At 71.4% G+C, this 11590-nt stretch carries 14 protein-coding genes and 3 pseudogenes; 10 read left to right on the top strand and 7 right to left on the bottom strand.

What is annotated here, in order from left to right; translation table 11 throughout:
* The first annotated feature begins 159 nt into the window (after window positions 1–159).
* Both ACFVGO_RS03445 and ACFVGO_RS03450 read left to right on the top strand, forming a co-directional pair.
* A complete protein-coding gene (locus ACFVGO_RS03445) occupies window positions 160–492 on the top strand; it encodes a hypothetical protein (protein ID WP_380630769.1) in 333 nt (110 codons plus the stop codon).
* Window positions 489–815 carry a hypothetical protein gene (locus ACFVGO_RS03450; protein ID WP_359913453.1) on the top strand — a complete coding sequence of 109 codons (327 nt, stop codon included), beginning with the start codon at window positions 489–491 and terminating at the stop codon, window positions 813–815. Before ACFVGO_RS03445 ends, ACFVGO_RS03450 begins: the two co-directional genes overlap by 4 nt.
* Window positions 816–1244: 429 nt before the next feature.
* Here ACFVGO_RS03450 and ACFVGO_RS03455 read toward each other — a convergent pair whose 3' ends face one another.
* The 3 genes and pseudogenes from ACFVGO_RS03455 to ACFVGO_RS03465 form a co-directional block, all read right to left on the bottom strand.
* Window positions 1245–1622: an NPCBM/NEW2 domain-containing protein gene (locus ACFVGO_RS03455; RefSeq protein WP_359913386.1), complete on the bottom strand. Its 378-nt coding sequence runs from the start codon at window positions 1620–1622 to the stop codon at window positions 1245–1247.
* A 354-nt stretch (window positions 1623–1976) separates the two neighbouring features.
* Window positions 1977–2102: pseudogene (locus ACFVGO_RS03460) on the bottom strand (IS5/IS1182 family transposase); the annotation flags it as partial.
* Window positions 2103–2223: 121 nt separating this feature from the next.
* Window positions 2224–2661 (bottom strand): annotated as a pseudogene (locus ACFVGO_RS03465) (Hsp20/alpha crystallin family protein); the annotation flags it as partial.
* 41 nt (window positions 2662–2702) lie between these two features.
* Between ACFVGO_RS03465 and ACFVGO_RS03470 the strand changes: the two are divergent.
* From ACFVGO_RS03470 to ACFVGO_RS03485, 4 genes are all read left to right on the top strand, one after another.
* Window positions 2703–3389: a type III effector protein gene (locus tag ACFVGO_RS03470; protein WP_359913388.1), complete on the top strand. Its 687-nt coding sequence runs from the start codon at window positions 2703–2705 to the stop codon at window positions 3387–3389.
* Between the two features lie 189 nt (window positions 3390–3578).
* Window positions 3579–4049 carry a hypothetical protein gene (locus ACFVGO_RS03475; protein WP_359913391.1) on the top strand — a complete coding sequence of 157 codons (471 nt, stop codon included), beginning with the start codon at window positions 3579–3581 and terminating at the stop codon, window positions 4047–4049.
* Between the two features lie 93 nt (window positions 4050–4142).
* On the top strand, window positions 4143–6104 hold the full coding sequence (htpG, locus tag ACFVGO_RS03480; RefSeq protein WP_359913394.1) for a molecular chaperone HtpG: 1962 nt from the start codon (window positions 4143–4145) through the stop codon (window positions 6102–6104).
* 295 nt (window positions 6105–6399) lie between these two features.
* Window positions 6400–7041 carry a hypothetical protein gene (locus tag ACFVGO_RS03485; protein ID WP_380630770.1) on the top strand — a complete coding sequence of 214 codons (642 nt, stop codon included), beginning with the start codon at window positions 6400–6402 and terminating at the stop codon, window positions 7039–7041.
* Window positions 7042–7603: 562 nt separating this feature from the next.
* Here ACFVGO_RS03485 and ACFVGO_RS03490 read toward each other — a convergent pair.
* The 4 genes and pseudogenes from ACFVGO_RS03490 to ACFVGO_RS03505 all read right to left on the bottom strand — a co-directional run bounded on the left by ACFVGO_RS03490 (window position 7604) and on the right by ACFVGO_RS03505 (window position 9555).
* On the bottom strand, window positions 7604–7768 hold the full coding sequence (locus ACFVGO_RS03490) for a hypothetical protein (RefSeq protein ID WP_359913400.1): 165 nt from the start codon (window positions 7766–7768) through the stop codon (window positions 7604–7606).
* Between the two features lie 17 nt (window positions 7769–7785).
* Window positions 7786–7941, bottom strand: a pseudogene (locus tag ACFVGO_RS03495) (CsbD family protein); the annotation flags it as partial.
* A 653-nt stretch (window positions 7942–8594) separates the two neighbouring features.
* Window positions 8595–8885, bottom strand: coding sequence for a hypothetical protein (locus ACFVGO_RS03500; RefSeq protein ID WP_359913403.1), 291 nt, complete (start codon window positions 8883–8885; stop codon window positions 8595–8597).
* On the bottom strand, window positions 8860–9555 hold the full coding sequence (locus ACFVGO_RS03505) for a hypothetical protein (protein WP_359913406.1): 696 nt from the start codon (window positions 9553–9555) through the stop codon (window positions 8860–8862). The genes ACFVGO_RS03500 and ACFVGO_RS03505 overlap by 26 nt, the downstream gene beginning before the upstream one ends.
* A gap of 109 nt (window positions 9556–9664) precedes the next feature.
* On the opposite strand from ACFVGO_RS03505, the gene ACFVGO_RS03510 reads away from it, so the two are divergent.
* The 4 genes from ACFVGO_RS03510 (at window position 9665) to ACFVGO_RS03525 (ending at window position 11442) form a co-directional block, all read left to right on the top strand.
* Window positions 9665–10099, top strand: coding sequence for an Hsp20/alpha crystallin family protein (locus ACFVGO_RS03510; protein ID WP_359913409.1), 435 nt, complete (start codon window positions 9665–9667; stop codon window positions 10097–10099).
* Window positions 10100–10232: 133 nt separating this feature from the next.
* Complete coding sequence (locus ACFVGO_RS03515; protein WP_371519665.1) at window positions 10233–10526, top strand: STAS domain-containing protein; 294 nt, start codon at window positions 10233–10235, stop codon at window positions 10524–10526.
* A gap of 51 nt (window positions 10527–10577) precedes the next feature.
* On the top strand, window positions 10578–10982 hold the full coding sequence (locus tag ACFVGO_RS03520; RefSeq protein ID WP_380630771.1) for a DUF2267 domain-containing protein: 405 nt from the start codon (window positions 10578–10580) through the stop codon (window positions 10980–10982).
* A 61-nt stretch (window positions 10983–11043) separates the two neighbouring features.
* Window positions 11044–11442 (top strand): DUF2267 domain-containing protein, encoded by a 399-nt coding sequence (locus ACFVGO_RS03525; protein WP_359913418.1) that lies wholly within the window; start codon window positions 11044–11046, stop codon window positions 11440–11442.
* Window positions 11443–11590 lie beyond the last annotated feature (148 nt).

Raw genomic sequence — 11590 nt, forward strand, 5'->3', positions numbered from 1 at the left:
GGCTGGAGGGGCCGGTTCCGCCCCGGACGGACCCGGGGCGGCCCCGTCCGGGACGAGTTGCCAGGCGCCGCCCCAGACCAGCCTCGGGGCGGCTACCGTCGACACCACAGGGCCCGGCCCGGCGCCGGGAGATGCCGACAGGGAGAGGGGTTGGTGGGGATGAGCGCCCAGCCCGCCGAACGAGGGGGCGGCCGTCTCGGGCTGCCGCCGATGGACACGGTCCAGGAACTGCGCGCCGCGCTGCGCGCCGGCCACGGCTTCCCCGGTGATGCCGAGCGCCTGGACGCGGAACTCGCCGAGCAGCTGCTGCGCCGGGTGCCGATGGACCGGCTCGACCAGGTCGACCAGGTCCCCGCCGTCGTGGACCTGGTCGCGGTCGCCGAGATCGTCGCCGCCTACCGCGGCCGCGTGCTGCTCGCCGCCGACCCGGAGACATCCGACGCCGTCGACCAGGCCGTCGCCGACCTGCTGGCGCGGCAGGGCGCCGAGTGACCGACCAGCACCAGCAGCCGGACCCGGCGGTCGCCGTGGTCACCGACCGCGCCGCCCGGCGCGCCAAGGAGCTCGGCGCCACCGAGGCACTGGAAGCGCTGCGCGCCGAACTCGAACACCGGCCGCGACTCGGCCGCCCGATCCGCACCGTCACCGAGGGCGGCCAGCAGGTCGAGCTGTACTCCACCCGGATCGAGGGCGACCGGGCCAAAGGCCGGCCCGCGCTCAACGTCGTGCACGCCTACGCCCCCGCCCCGCCCTGGCCGCCGACCGTGCGGATCGCAGCCGTCGCCCCCGAAGACCCGCCGCACCCCGCGCTGTAGAGCCGGGCCGGCGTGCCGCGCCCGCTACGCTGCTGCCGGTGCCCGCCGGACCCGAGACGCACAATCCGGGCCATCACCGGCGGGCACCGTCGCGCCGCCGTCGGCCTGGGACAAAGCTGAGACACACCCTGTCCCAGCACGCCCGGCATGCCCGATCCGCTGGGACGGTCCCACCTGAAAACCCCAGGTCACGCTGTTCTGCGTCCGGACCTGGGGCAAGGCTGGGACAACCGGCCGCCGGCCTTCGTTGTCCTCTGACACGTGATCTTGACCGTTTGCCAGCAGATCTTGACCACAGCCTCACGGACAGATGACCGTCACCGGCAAGCGTGCCAGCCCCGATGGGGGTGGCGGCCCTCGGATCGGCCTGCACCGGACACCGTCTGCTGCCATCTCGCGCCGGGCCAGTTCGGCGTGGGGGGCCGTTGGTCAGGGGGCCTTGGTGATGACGGGGTCGATCCACGCGCCGACGTTTTCTTGGTGGCGGCTGTTGCAGGACATGGAGCCGAGGGTGATGCGGAAGACGCCGCGCAGGTCGAGTGTCACGGGCAGCGTGGAGCCGACGGCCATGCTCCGCTCGATTTTTCGCACGCCGTCCAGTTCGACGTAGAGCAGTATCTTGGTGTCGGAGGCGGTGCTGTCCGCCGCACCGAGGGTGGTGGTGAAGGTCGTGTACTGGCGGTCGAGTTGCCACGTGGCGACCGAGCAGCTGGAAGACAGCGTTGTGGAGTAGGCCTGGCCATTGACCTTCTGCGGCCCGCGGTCATAGGGCCCCTGTTCCTCGGCGACGGGCAGCAGATCGTTCACCAGCGAGATCCGGTTTGCCGGGGTGGGTGTCAGCTGGCTCGGTTGACTCGCAGTTCGCGGACAGCCCTGGGGTGCAGCCGACAGGCCCGGTAGCCCCGCGGTGGCCTTCCTGACTGCACGTTAGATGCGATCCTTGCGGATCTCGAACCTCAATAACAGAGGGCCCGTTTCCGATAGGTCCACTCGCGATGCGGGGCACTCGTTCGTCCTGCCCACGCCAGCCCAACGCCTCAGCATCAGCTGTGGTCAAGATCTGCTGACAGACGGTCAAGATCACCTGTCAGAGGACATTCGTCAGAGCTCCCGGAACCGGACCAGCGGCGGTGTCCCGTCTCGCTCGACTTGGACCGTGTCCTATGTGGTGATGCGGATCAGGCGTTTGTAGCAGCACAGGGTGGCGCCGAGGCCGAGAAAGGCCAGGTAGTTGCGGGGATCACGCTCGTAGCGGTGGTTGAGCCGGCGGTAGCCGGTCAGCCATGACGTTGGGTCGGCGGCTTCCGCCGCCTCCACCGCCGCTACGAACGCAAGGCCGACCACTTCGCCGCCTTCGCCAGCATCGCCGCAGCCCTCGTTTCACCCGTTGCCGACAGATGGTGATCCTGCGGGGCCGGGAGGCCGAGGCGGTGGGGACGGTGAGGGTCAGGACGCCGTCCTGCAGGTGGGCCGTGATACGGCCCGGGTCGAGACTGTCAGCCAGCTGGATCCGGCGCTCGCACACCCCGTGGGAGCGCTCGGCGAGCTGGATGCGCGCATTCCCGCCGTGGGGGGCGGGACGGCGTTCGGCCTTTACGGTCGCCACCCGACCCAGTACGTCGACCTCGATCGCCTCCAGCGGGACGCCGGGCACATCGAGCGCGATCATGAAACGGTCGTCCTCTCGCCAGGCGTCCATCGGAATCGGGGCCGGTCGCAACCAGGCCCCGGGGGCGCCTGGTGAGGCACCGCAGTGCGCATGGACATCGTCGGGCACCTCCGATCCAGAAGCGCTTTGGGTGGTTCGCGCCGGCGCGGCGCGACACGAACCGTTGTAGCATGTCATCCAGACGATGACACTCACCCAGTCAGCGAAAGAGTGACGACATGGATACCCAGGACACCGGCGCGGCCGGGGTGGGGCCGGCCTCGTTCCTGGCCGCCGCCGCCGCGCTGGGCATGATGGACGCCGCCGCCCGCACCGCCCGCCACGCACCCCCGGACGACGCAGGCCAAAGCGATCCACAACAGGCCCTTTCCGCAATCCTGCTGCTACGCCACCTGCGCGAGGAACTCGCCGACTGGGAGACCGGCCTGATCGAGACCGCTCGCGATGCCGGCGCCACCTGGGCCGACCTCGCCGAACCACTGGGCGTCCAAAGCCGCCAAGCCGCCGAACGCCGCTACCTGCGCCTGCGTCCCAGCGCGAACGCCGGCACCGGGGCGGGAAGCACCGGCGAGCAACGCGTCCAGGCCACGCGCGACCAGCGCGCCGCCGACCGCGCGGTGACCACCTGGGCCCGCGACAACGCCGCCGACCTGCGCCGCCTCGCCGGACAGATCGGCGCTCTGGACGGCCTCGGCACACAAGCGGCCCCCACCATAGAGCGCCTCCTGGATGCACTCGGCCACAACGACCCCGCCCGCCTGCTCGCCCCGCTCACCGAGACCCGGCCCCTACTGGAGGCGGAGCACCCGAAGATCGCAGACCGCCTCGATCAACTCACCGCCCGAGCCGACCAGCTACGCGCCGACAGCAACCGGCAGCGCCGCACACCCTCAGCCAGCCCGTGACCACCCCGAGTCACACCCCTGCCGGTCCACGACCCGCACGCCGTGGACCGGCTTACCGCCGCAAGCCCGCACGAGGCGCCTGTGCCCCCACACGGGGCGCGAGTTGACGCCTGACGGCTCGCGGCGTGCAGACCACCCGAATCTTCCGGACGGCGACGGTCGCGCCGTCCCCGATCCCAGCCGACTCCCATGACTCCAGCCGATCTGCAGCAACTGCTCATCGAGCGTGCCCTGGGCATACCGGGCATTACCGGCGCCTGCCAGCGTGACGACGACAGCCCCTACGGACTGACCGTGACCCTGGAGAGCGGCGGACAGGTGTGGTGGACCATCACCGGTGCCAGCGGCACCGCCCCCACCATCACCACCGGCGACGGTGACGGCGCCGAGAGCGTGGAAGCGCCGGACCTGACGGGCTCGTCGATTCCGGTGGCCCTCGTCGAGCAGGCCCTGGTCGCAGCCGCCATGGCGGCCGACGACCCGGCCGCCGGGATCGTGCGCGTCGACCGGTACAGCACGCGCCCGGACCCACCCGCAGTGCGCTACGGCGCGACGCTGGAGTGCCGCGACGGCTGGAAGCTCTTCCTGTCCTGCTACGGCACCGCCCGACCCGGCACCGCCCGCCCCGAGCAGCCCTACCAGCCCCTCAGCCACATCTGAACACCCCCGGGGCCGGCCACACAGCACCCCGGCCAGCCCCGGCAGCCCGACCCGAGCCCTTCCCGCTACGTGCACACAAAGGAGACGCCTCCCGTGGCCAGCCCGACCGAGACGCTGGAGTTCCAGGCGGAGACCCGCCAGCTGCTGCAGCTGGTGATCCACTCGATCTACTCGAACAAGGACATCTTCCTGCGCGAGCTGATCTCCAACGCCTCCGACGCCCTCGACAAGCTCCGCCTGGAATCCCTCACCGACACCGACCTCGCGGCCGACACCTCGGACCTGCACATCACCCTGGAGGTCGACCGGCAGGCCCGCACCCTGACGGTGCGGGACAACGGCATCGGCATGACCCGCGAGGACGTCGTCGACCTGATCGGCACCATCGCGAAGTCCGGCACCGCCGGCCTGCTGGCCAGGATCAAGGAGGCCAAGGACGCGGAAGCGGCGCAGAACCTGATCGGCCAGTTCGGCGTCGGCTTCTACTCGGCGTTCATGGTCGCCGACAAGGTCACCCTGCACACCCGCCGGGCCGGCACCGAGCAGGGCACCGCGTGGGAGTCCGACGGCGAGGGCACCTACACGATCGCGGAGGCCGGCGGCCTGCCGGCGGGCACCTCGGTCACGCTGCACCTCAAGCCGGCCGACGGCGAGGACGGGCTCGGCGACTACCTCGCGGCGTGGAAGATCCGCCAGATCGTCAAGCAGTACTCGGACTTCATCCGCTGGCCCATCCGCATGGCCGCCGAACCCGCCACCTCGGACGGTGCCGAGACCGACACCGAGGCCGAGGCCGTGGACGGCGCCGAACCCGCCGGCGCGCTCGAGACGCTGAACTCGATGAAGGCCCTGTGGGCCCGCCCGCGCAGCGAGGTGACCAAGGCCGAGTACCACGACTTCTACCAGCAGATCAGCCACGACTGGCAGGCCCCGGCCGAGACCATCCACATGCGCGCCGAGGGCACCTTCGAGTACGAGGCGCTGCTGTTCATCCCCGCCCACGCGCCGTTCGACCTGTTCTCCCGGGACACCAAGCGGGGCGTGCAGCTGTACGTCAAGCGGGTGTTCATCATGGACGACTGCGACGCGCTCATGCCGAACTACCTGCGCTTCGTCAAGGGCGTCGTCGACGCCCACGACCTGTCGCTGAACGTCTCCCGCGAGATCCTGCAGCACGACCGCCAGATCACCGCGGTCCGCCGGCGACTCGTCAAGAAGGTCCTCGCCGCCCTCAAGGACATGCAGGCCACCAACCCCGAGGCCTACACCACGGCGTGGGAGCAGTTCGGCCGGGTGATCAAGGAAGGCCTGCTCGAGGACCGCGACAACACCGACGCGCTGCTGCCGCTGGTCTCGGCCGCCTCCACCCACGACGCGCAGAAGACGACCACGCTGCGCGAGTACGTCGCGCGGATGAAGGACGGCCAGGACACCATCTACTACCTGACCGGCGAGAACCGCCAGATGGTGGAGAACTCCCCGCACATGGAGGCCTTCGCCGCCAAGGGCTACGAGGTCCTGATCCTCACCGACCCCGTCGACGAGGTCTGGACCGACCAGGTCCCCGCCTTCGAGGGCCACCGCTTCCAGTCCATCGCCAAGGGCCAGGTCGACCTCGGCGACGACGCCGACACCGACGGCGACGACGAGGCGAAGGCGCAGAAGGCCCGGCGCGAGGAGGAGTTCGCCGACCTCCTCACCTGGCTGCAGGCCACCCTGGCCGAGCACGTCAAGCATGTCCGCCTCTCCACCCGGCTCACCACCTCCGCCGCCTGCCTGGTCGGCGACGCCCACGACCTGACCCCCACCCTGGAGAAGATGTACCGGGCCATGGGCCAGGAACTGCCCACCGTGAAGCGGATCCTGGAGCTCAACCCCACCCACCCCCTGATCACCGCCCTGCACCGGGCCCACGGGGCGAAGTCCGACGACCCGGTCCTGGCCGACATCGCCGAACTCGTCCACGGCAGCGCCCTGCTCGCCGAGGGCGGCGACCTGCCCGACCCGGCCCGCTTCACCCGCCTCCTGACCGACCACCTCACCCACAGCCTGTAACCCTCCCACCGGGGTGCGGCCCGCCGTACGCCTAACCAGCCCGGCCGGCCGCACCCCCGCACCGCTCGGCCGTCCGCGCCCGGCACACGCCACAGGCAAGGGTCGGGGGCGCCTCACACGAGTCGCATCGAACCGAGCGTCCCGCCAGAGCCGAGCCTGGCCCGGCGGGACGCGCGTGCAGCACCCGGTTCGGCGTCCACACCCTCTGCGGCACCGCCGCCATCACCCGCTTCGACAGCCGGAAACGAACCCCGGCCACGCCGACGGCCACCCGACCGACCGAGGAGACAGAAGCGTGTACCAGTACACCGACCGCAATAACCGCACCCTGGCCGACCGCGTCAACGCCGCCGCCGAGCGACGCCTCGACCAGGGCACCGAGCAGGACAAAGGCGCCGCGACGGCCCTGCTGGCCGACATGCTCCGGGCCGCCGCCCAGCACGGCGTCACCCTCGATGTCTTTGACTGGGTCACCGACCTGCCCGGCACGTGCTACCGCGCCATGGCCAGGCGCCGTGACCTGGCCGACCGCGTCAACGAAGCCGCTCAGCGCCGCCCGGACGAGGGCACCGAGCAGGACCGCGCCGCCGCGACCGCCCTGCTGGCCGACATCCTCCACGCCGCAGCGAAACACGGCATCACCCTCGACACCTTCGACTGGGTCACCGACCTGCCCAGCACGTGCTACCGCGCCGTCCTCAGGCACCGCGACCTGACCGACCGCATCAACGAAGCCGCTCAGCGCCGCACCACACCCGGCACCGAGGAGCAGAAAGCCACCGCGACCGCTCTGCTGGCCGACATGCTCCACGCCGCCGCCCAGCACGGCGTCACCCTCGACACCTTCGACTGGGTCACCGACCTGCCCGGAAACTGCTACGCCGCAGTCGTCTCCCCTCTGCACGCGCGAACCACCCAGTGGGCCACGGCCAGTTGAACTCGACGATCCGGGCTACGCCTCACCGTTCCCTTTCACCGACGCTTCGCGCGGGCTGCGGCGGCCCCGGCTCCCCCTGAGACTGGAGAACGCGCACGCGCAGAGCGGCCAAGGACGAAAGCCGTGTGCTGAGACCCGAGTGCCCCGGCGATACCGCTATCGCCCCGCCTGGGATCACGTGAAATACCGTGCTCTGAGAACCTCCAGATGCCAGAGTTCCGCGGCCCGCTGGCGCGCTCCTGTGACGTTCCAGCAGATGAAACCGTGCCAGCGGGCCCGCCAACGCGCCACGGACCAGGGGTGCCCGGTACGCCGAGACCGGTTCTGATGCACCTGGGCGGTCTCGGTCACGAAACCGGTAACTCCCGTCCCCCGTAGCCGGTTACGGAATGCCGCTGCGAGACACCGATGGGCGCAGGTGGGGCGGGAGAGGCGGGGGACCTGCCAACACGTGCCACCCCAGAGCCGGTCCTGTCCCCCGAGGATCCTGTCGCAGAGGCCAGCGCAGCGCCTACACAGGCGGCCTGTCCCCTGTGCGGACGGTACGCCCCGGGGCCCGCACCTATCTGGGTGCACCTCGCCCGCGGCCCAGGCGCACGCCGCCGAGCACCAGGGCTGCGACGAACAGCACGGCGCCGATGACGAGCAGCCACAGCAGGCCCTTCACGAGGGCGCCGACGAAGCCGAACACCACGGCGATGAACAGGATGAACAGGAACAGGGCCATGCCGGTGCCTCCCTTGGTCAGTCGTTCCGCTTCAGGGCGCCTTTCACCCGGTCGGCGGCGCCTTGTACGGCGTCCTTGACATCGTCCGCGGCCTGCCTGACCTTCGAATCGACCTGGTCGGCCTGGCCCTCGCCCTTGAGCTCCTCGTCACCGGTCAGGTCACCGACCTTCTCCTTCGCCTTGCCACAGGTCGCTCATCAGGTCCTCCAGTCGTCCGCCGGACGCCGCAACCGCACCGCCCCTTCTTCACCCCTTTTTACCGATATTCGTCCGTTCATGCGCGCGGGACGGATCAGCGGCCGTCCGGGCCGGCAAGGGCCAGACGGCGGCGACAGAAGCGCGTAGCCGCGGGGGGAGTAGGAGGTAGGTGAGGAAGCCGTCGTGAGCTGATCACCGACGAGGGCTGTAAGGACGCAGGAGGCATCCCAGCGCGCGGCGACACGGCAGAAAGCCAGGAACCGGGACGCCGAATCGACACTGCGCCAGCTGCTCCCTGGGCTGCCCGGTGGGCAGGTCAGCGCGGTGATCGCCGCGCTGACAACGCTGAACGCCGCCCTGGTCGAGGCCACGCCGGGCCCCGGCTATCCCGAGCCCTGAACGCACCGCCGCGGGCCGACGCGCACGGTACCCGCCCTGCCGTTGACGGCGTCGGAAACGGCCTACTCACCCGGCCTCCCCGCTTCGTTGATCGTCGGACGGCCTGAGGTCGAGCAGGTCTGGGGGGAAATCGCGGATTCTCATCAACACCTGGCCGCTCCGGTTCCGCCGGGCCATTGCCCGGGCGGCGCCCAGGCATGCCGCCGGCCTCCACCGGCCGCGCCCGCCGCTACTGCACCGACTGGTGCGCTCGCAGGACCCGGGTCTGAGCCGGGCGGGGATGGCTGCCGGGCTGGCTGCCCGAGCTGGCGAATGCCGCGTGACCTGCCCGCCTCCCGCGCCGCCCGTGGGCCAGGTCGTGGCGGAGGGCGTCGAGTCTGGCCAGGCAGGCGTCGACGGTGGCAATGGCGTCACTGCTGTGCTCGCGGATGCGGCGTTCGATGGCGGCGAGCCGGTCTTCGATGTGCTGCCAGCGGTCTTCGGTGATGAGGGGGTCAGGTTCGTCGTTGGTCGCTGTCATGGCGGAGGCGGTCGGTGCGGTTGGTGAGGTCGTCGAGGCGGGCAGCGAGGTCCGGGTGGGCGGCGGCGAGGTGGGGTCGCATGTCGGCGAGGGGCGCTATCAGGTCGGCCGGGTCGGGGGCGCCGAGGGCGGTTGTGAGCTCGGTCAGCGCTGGGCGGGCCCGGGGTGTGAGGCCGGGCGCGGCAGTGATCTGGGCGGCGAGGACGCGCAGGTCGGCTGCGTTGTCGCGGGCCCAGGCGGTGACAGCGCGGTCGGCGGCCCGGCGGTCGCGTACGGCTTTGACGCGCTCCGCTCCGGTCTCCGCGTCGGTGGAGCCGCTGTCGGCGGGGCGCAGGCGCAGGTAGCGGTTCTCGGCGGCCTGGCGGCTGGCGACGCCCATGGGCCGGGCGAGGTCGGCCCAGGTGGCGCCACCGGCGCGGGCGCTCTCCACCAGGCCCGCCTCCCAGCCGGCGAGCTCGGTGCGCAGTTCGCGCAGCAGCACCAGCGCGGCCAGGGCCGGCCTCGGTCCCTCGTCCGGTGCACCGGCGCCGGGCCGGGCGGCCGGGCTGGTGTTCTGGGCGGTGCGGACGGCGTCGTCGATGGCGGCGAGCGCCGCAGTGGCGGCGAGGAAGGACGCCGGTCCTGTGGGTGGGCTGCCGCCGGTGGCGGGCGGGTCGGGCCGCTTTCCCATAGGTGTCACTCCTTTGGCGACTTCGCTGCTTGTCATCGGATGGATGACATGCTAGAACAGATTCAGGTGAAGCGCACTGGCTCCCATCGATCAGTGGAGGTGTTTCGCGATGCTGATGCGCACTGACCCGTTCCGCGAGCTGGACCGTCTGACCCAGCAGTTCCTGGGCACGAACGGCACTTGGTCCCGGCCGGCCCCGATGCCGCTGGACGCCTGCCGTGTCGGCGACGAGTACGTGATCTGCTTCGACCTGCCCGGGGTGGACCCGCAGGCGATCGACATCGACGTCGAACGGAACATGCTGACGGTCAAGGCTGAACGCCGCCCCCGCCACGAGGGCGACAATGTGAAGTGGGAGCTGTCCGAGCGACCGCTCGGCGTGTTCTCCCGCCAGGTCATGCTCTCCGACACCCTCGACCCCGCGGGGATCAGCGCCGACTACGACGCCGGCGTACTGACCTTGAAGATCCCTGTCGCCGAGAAGGCCAAGCCCCGCAAGATCGAGATCAGCCATAGCGGAAGCCGCAAGCAGATCCAGGCCTGACCGGCCCCCGGACCGCCGTCCCGCACCGCCAATCCCCCGGGCCCTGCGGGACGGCCACCCCACCCGGCCACGACCCGCCCGGCCCAGCGGCCCCTGCACACCACGGCGTCCCGGGCCGACAGCTAGAGACACCATGCACGACCAAGGGCACGACCCCTTCGTGGTCCGGGCGGACGGCGAGATCGACCTCGGCACCGCCCCTTCGCTGCGCCGTGCCCTGACCGCCGCGCTCAAGTCACATCGGGAGGTGGTCCTCGACCTGTCGGAGGTGACGTTCATGGATTGTGCGGGCCTGGGCGTCCTGGTCCAGGCCCACAACCAGGCCGACCGGTGCGGCGGGCGCCTGGCCCTTCGCGGCGCCGGCCGCTGCGTGGTCCGGCTGCTCAAGCTCACCGGTCTGAACGGGCGCCTGATCGTCGAGCCCTGACCGGGCGCCGACGGCGTTCGCGCCCGTCCTTGGGACAGAGGGAGAACTGTGGTGACTCTTCGATGGGAGGCGTTCCTGGAGGAGATCCGGGAACGCGGTGAGTACGAAACACCCCAGGAGGCCGAGCGGGCGGCGCGTGTCGTTCTGGCCCTGCTCGGCGCCCACCTGGCGGGCGGTGTGCGCGCCGAACTGGCCGCCCGCCTGCCGGAGACCATGGCCCTGGTCCTGCTCAGCCCGCTGCGGGCGGTCGAGCCGCTCAGCCCGGAGAGGTTCGTGCGCGCGACGGCGGCCTGGATCGAGGGCGCCACCGAGACCACCGCCCTGTGGGACATCGGCGCCGTCCTCAGCACCGTGGCCGACGCGGCCGGCGACGACCTCATCGAGCGTGTCCTGCTCCAGCTGCCGCCCGGCTACGACCTCCTGTTCGGCCGCCCCCAGCCCGGCCACCGGCCCTGACCCCTACCTTCGCGCCGCCGTACCGCCAGCGGCGGCCCACCCCTGGAAGGCCACCACCGCCATGACCCGGTACCGTCTCCTTCTCCAGCAGGTCCGTACCCTCGGCCGCTACACCTCCGACGAGGAGGCCGAACGCGTCCTGCACGCTGTCCTGGCCGTCCTCGGCTCCCAGCTCACCGGCGAGGAGCGCTGCGACGTCGCCGCCAGCCTCCCCGACCGGGCCCGCGCCGTCTTCGCCGCCCAGATCCCCCTGCCCCAGCCGGTCGCAGCGCCCGCCTTCGTCGAAGCCGTCGCCCGCGCCCTGAACACCAGCCTCACCAGCGCCCGCTGGGACGCGTCCTCCGTCCTGGCCGCCCTCAACGACCTCGCCGGCGACCACCTCACCGACCGCCTCCTCGCCGGCCTTCCCCGCGGCTACGCGCTCCTGTTCGGCCGCGCCGACCTCACGATCGCGGCCTGACCCGGGGCGGCACTACCGGGGGAGGGCAACAACCCCCCCACAGGGGCAGGGGGGCGGGGCCAGGGGATTCACCCCGGCCAACGTCCGCCCCCCAAAACCGACCAAAAAAAAGAAACCAAACACCCCCGCCAGGCCTCCCGTTCTAATT

This window comes from Kitasatospora sp. NPDC057738, assembly GCF_042798815.1.
GTDB classification, from domain to species: Bacteria; Actinomycetota; Actinomycetes; order Streptomycetales; family Streptomycetaceae; genus Kitasatospora; species Kitasatospora lactacystinica.

Excerpts from the sequence above, each read along its gene's own strand:
- ACFVGO_RS03445 (WP_380630769.1), top strand. The coding sequence starts at position 160 with ATGAGCGCCCAGCCCGCCGAACGAGGGGGCGGCCGTCTCGGGCTGCCG.
- ACFVGO_RS03470 (WP_359913388.1), top strand. The coding sequence starts at position 2,703 with ATGGATACCCAGGACACCGGCGCGGCCGGGGTGGGGCCGGCCTCGTTC.
- ACFVGO_RS03475 (WP_359913391.1), top strand. The coding sequence starts at position 3,579 with ATGACTCCAGCCGATCTGCAGCAACTGCTCATCGAGCGTGCCCTGGGC.
- ACFVGO_RS03490 (WP_359913400.1), bottom strand. The coding sequence starts at position 7,768 with ATGGCCCTGTTCCTGTTCATCCTGTTCATCGCCGTGGTGTTCGGCTTC.
- ACFVGO_RS03500 (WP_359913403.1), bottom strand. The coding sequence starts at position 8,885 with ATGACAGCGACCAACGACGAACCTGACCCCCTCATCACCGAAGACCGC.
- ACFVGO_RS03505 (WP_359913406.1), bottom strand. The coding sequence starts at position 9,555 with ATGGGAAAGCGGCCCGACCCGCCCGCCACCGGCGGCAGCCCACCCACA.
- ACFVGO_RS03510 (WP_359913409.1), top strand. The coding sequence starts at position 9,665 with ATGCTGATGCGCACTGACCCGTTCCGCGAGCTGGACCGTCTGACCCAG.
- ACFVGO_RS03515 (WP_371519665.1), top strand. The coding sequence starts at position 10,233 with ATGCACGACCAAGGGCACGACCCCTTCGTGGTCCGGGCGGACGGCGAG.
- ACFVGO_RS03525 (WP_359913418.1), top strand. The coding sequence starts at position 11,044 with ATGACCCGGTACCGTCTCCTTCTCCAGCAGGTCCGTACCCTCGGCCGC.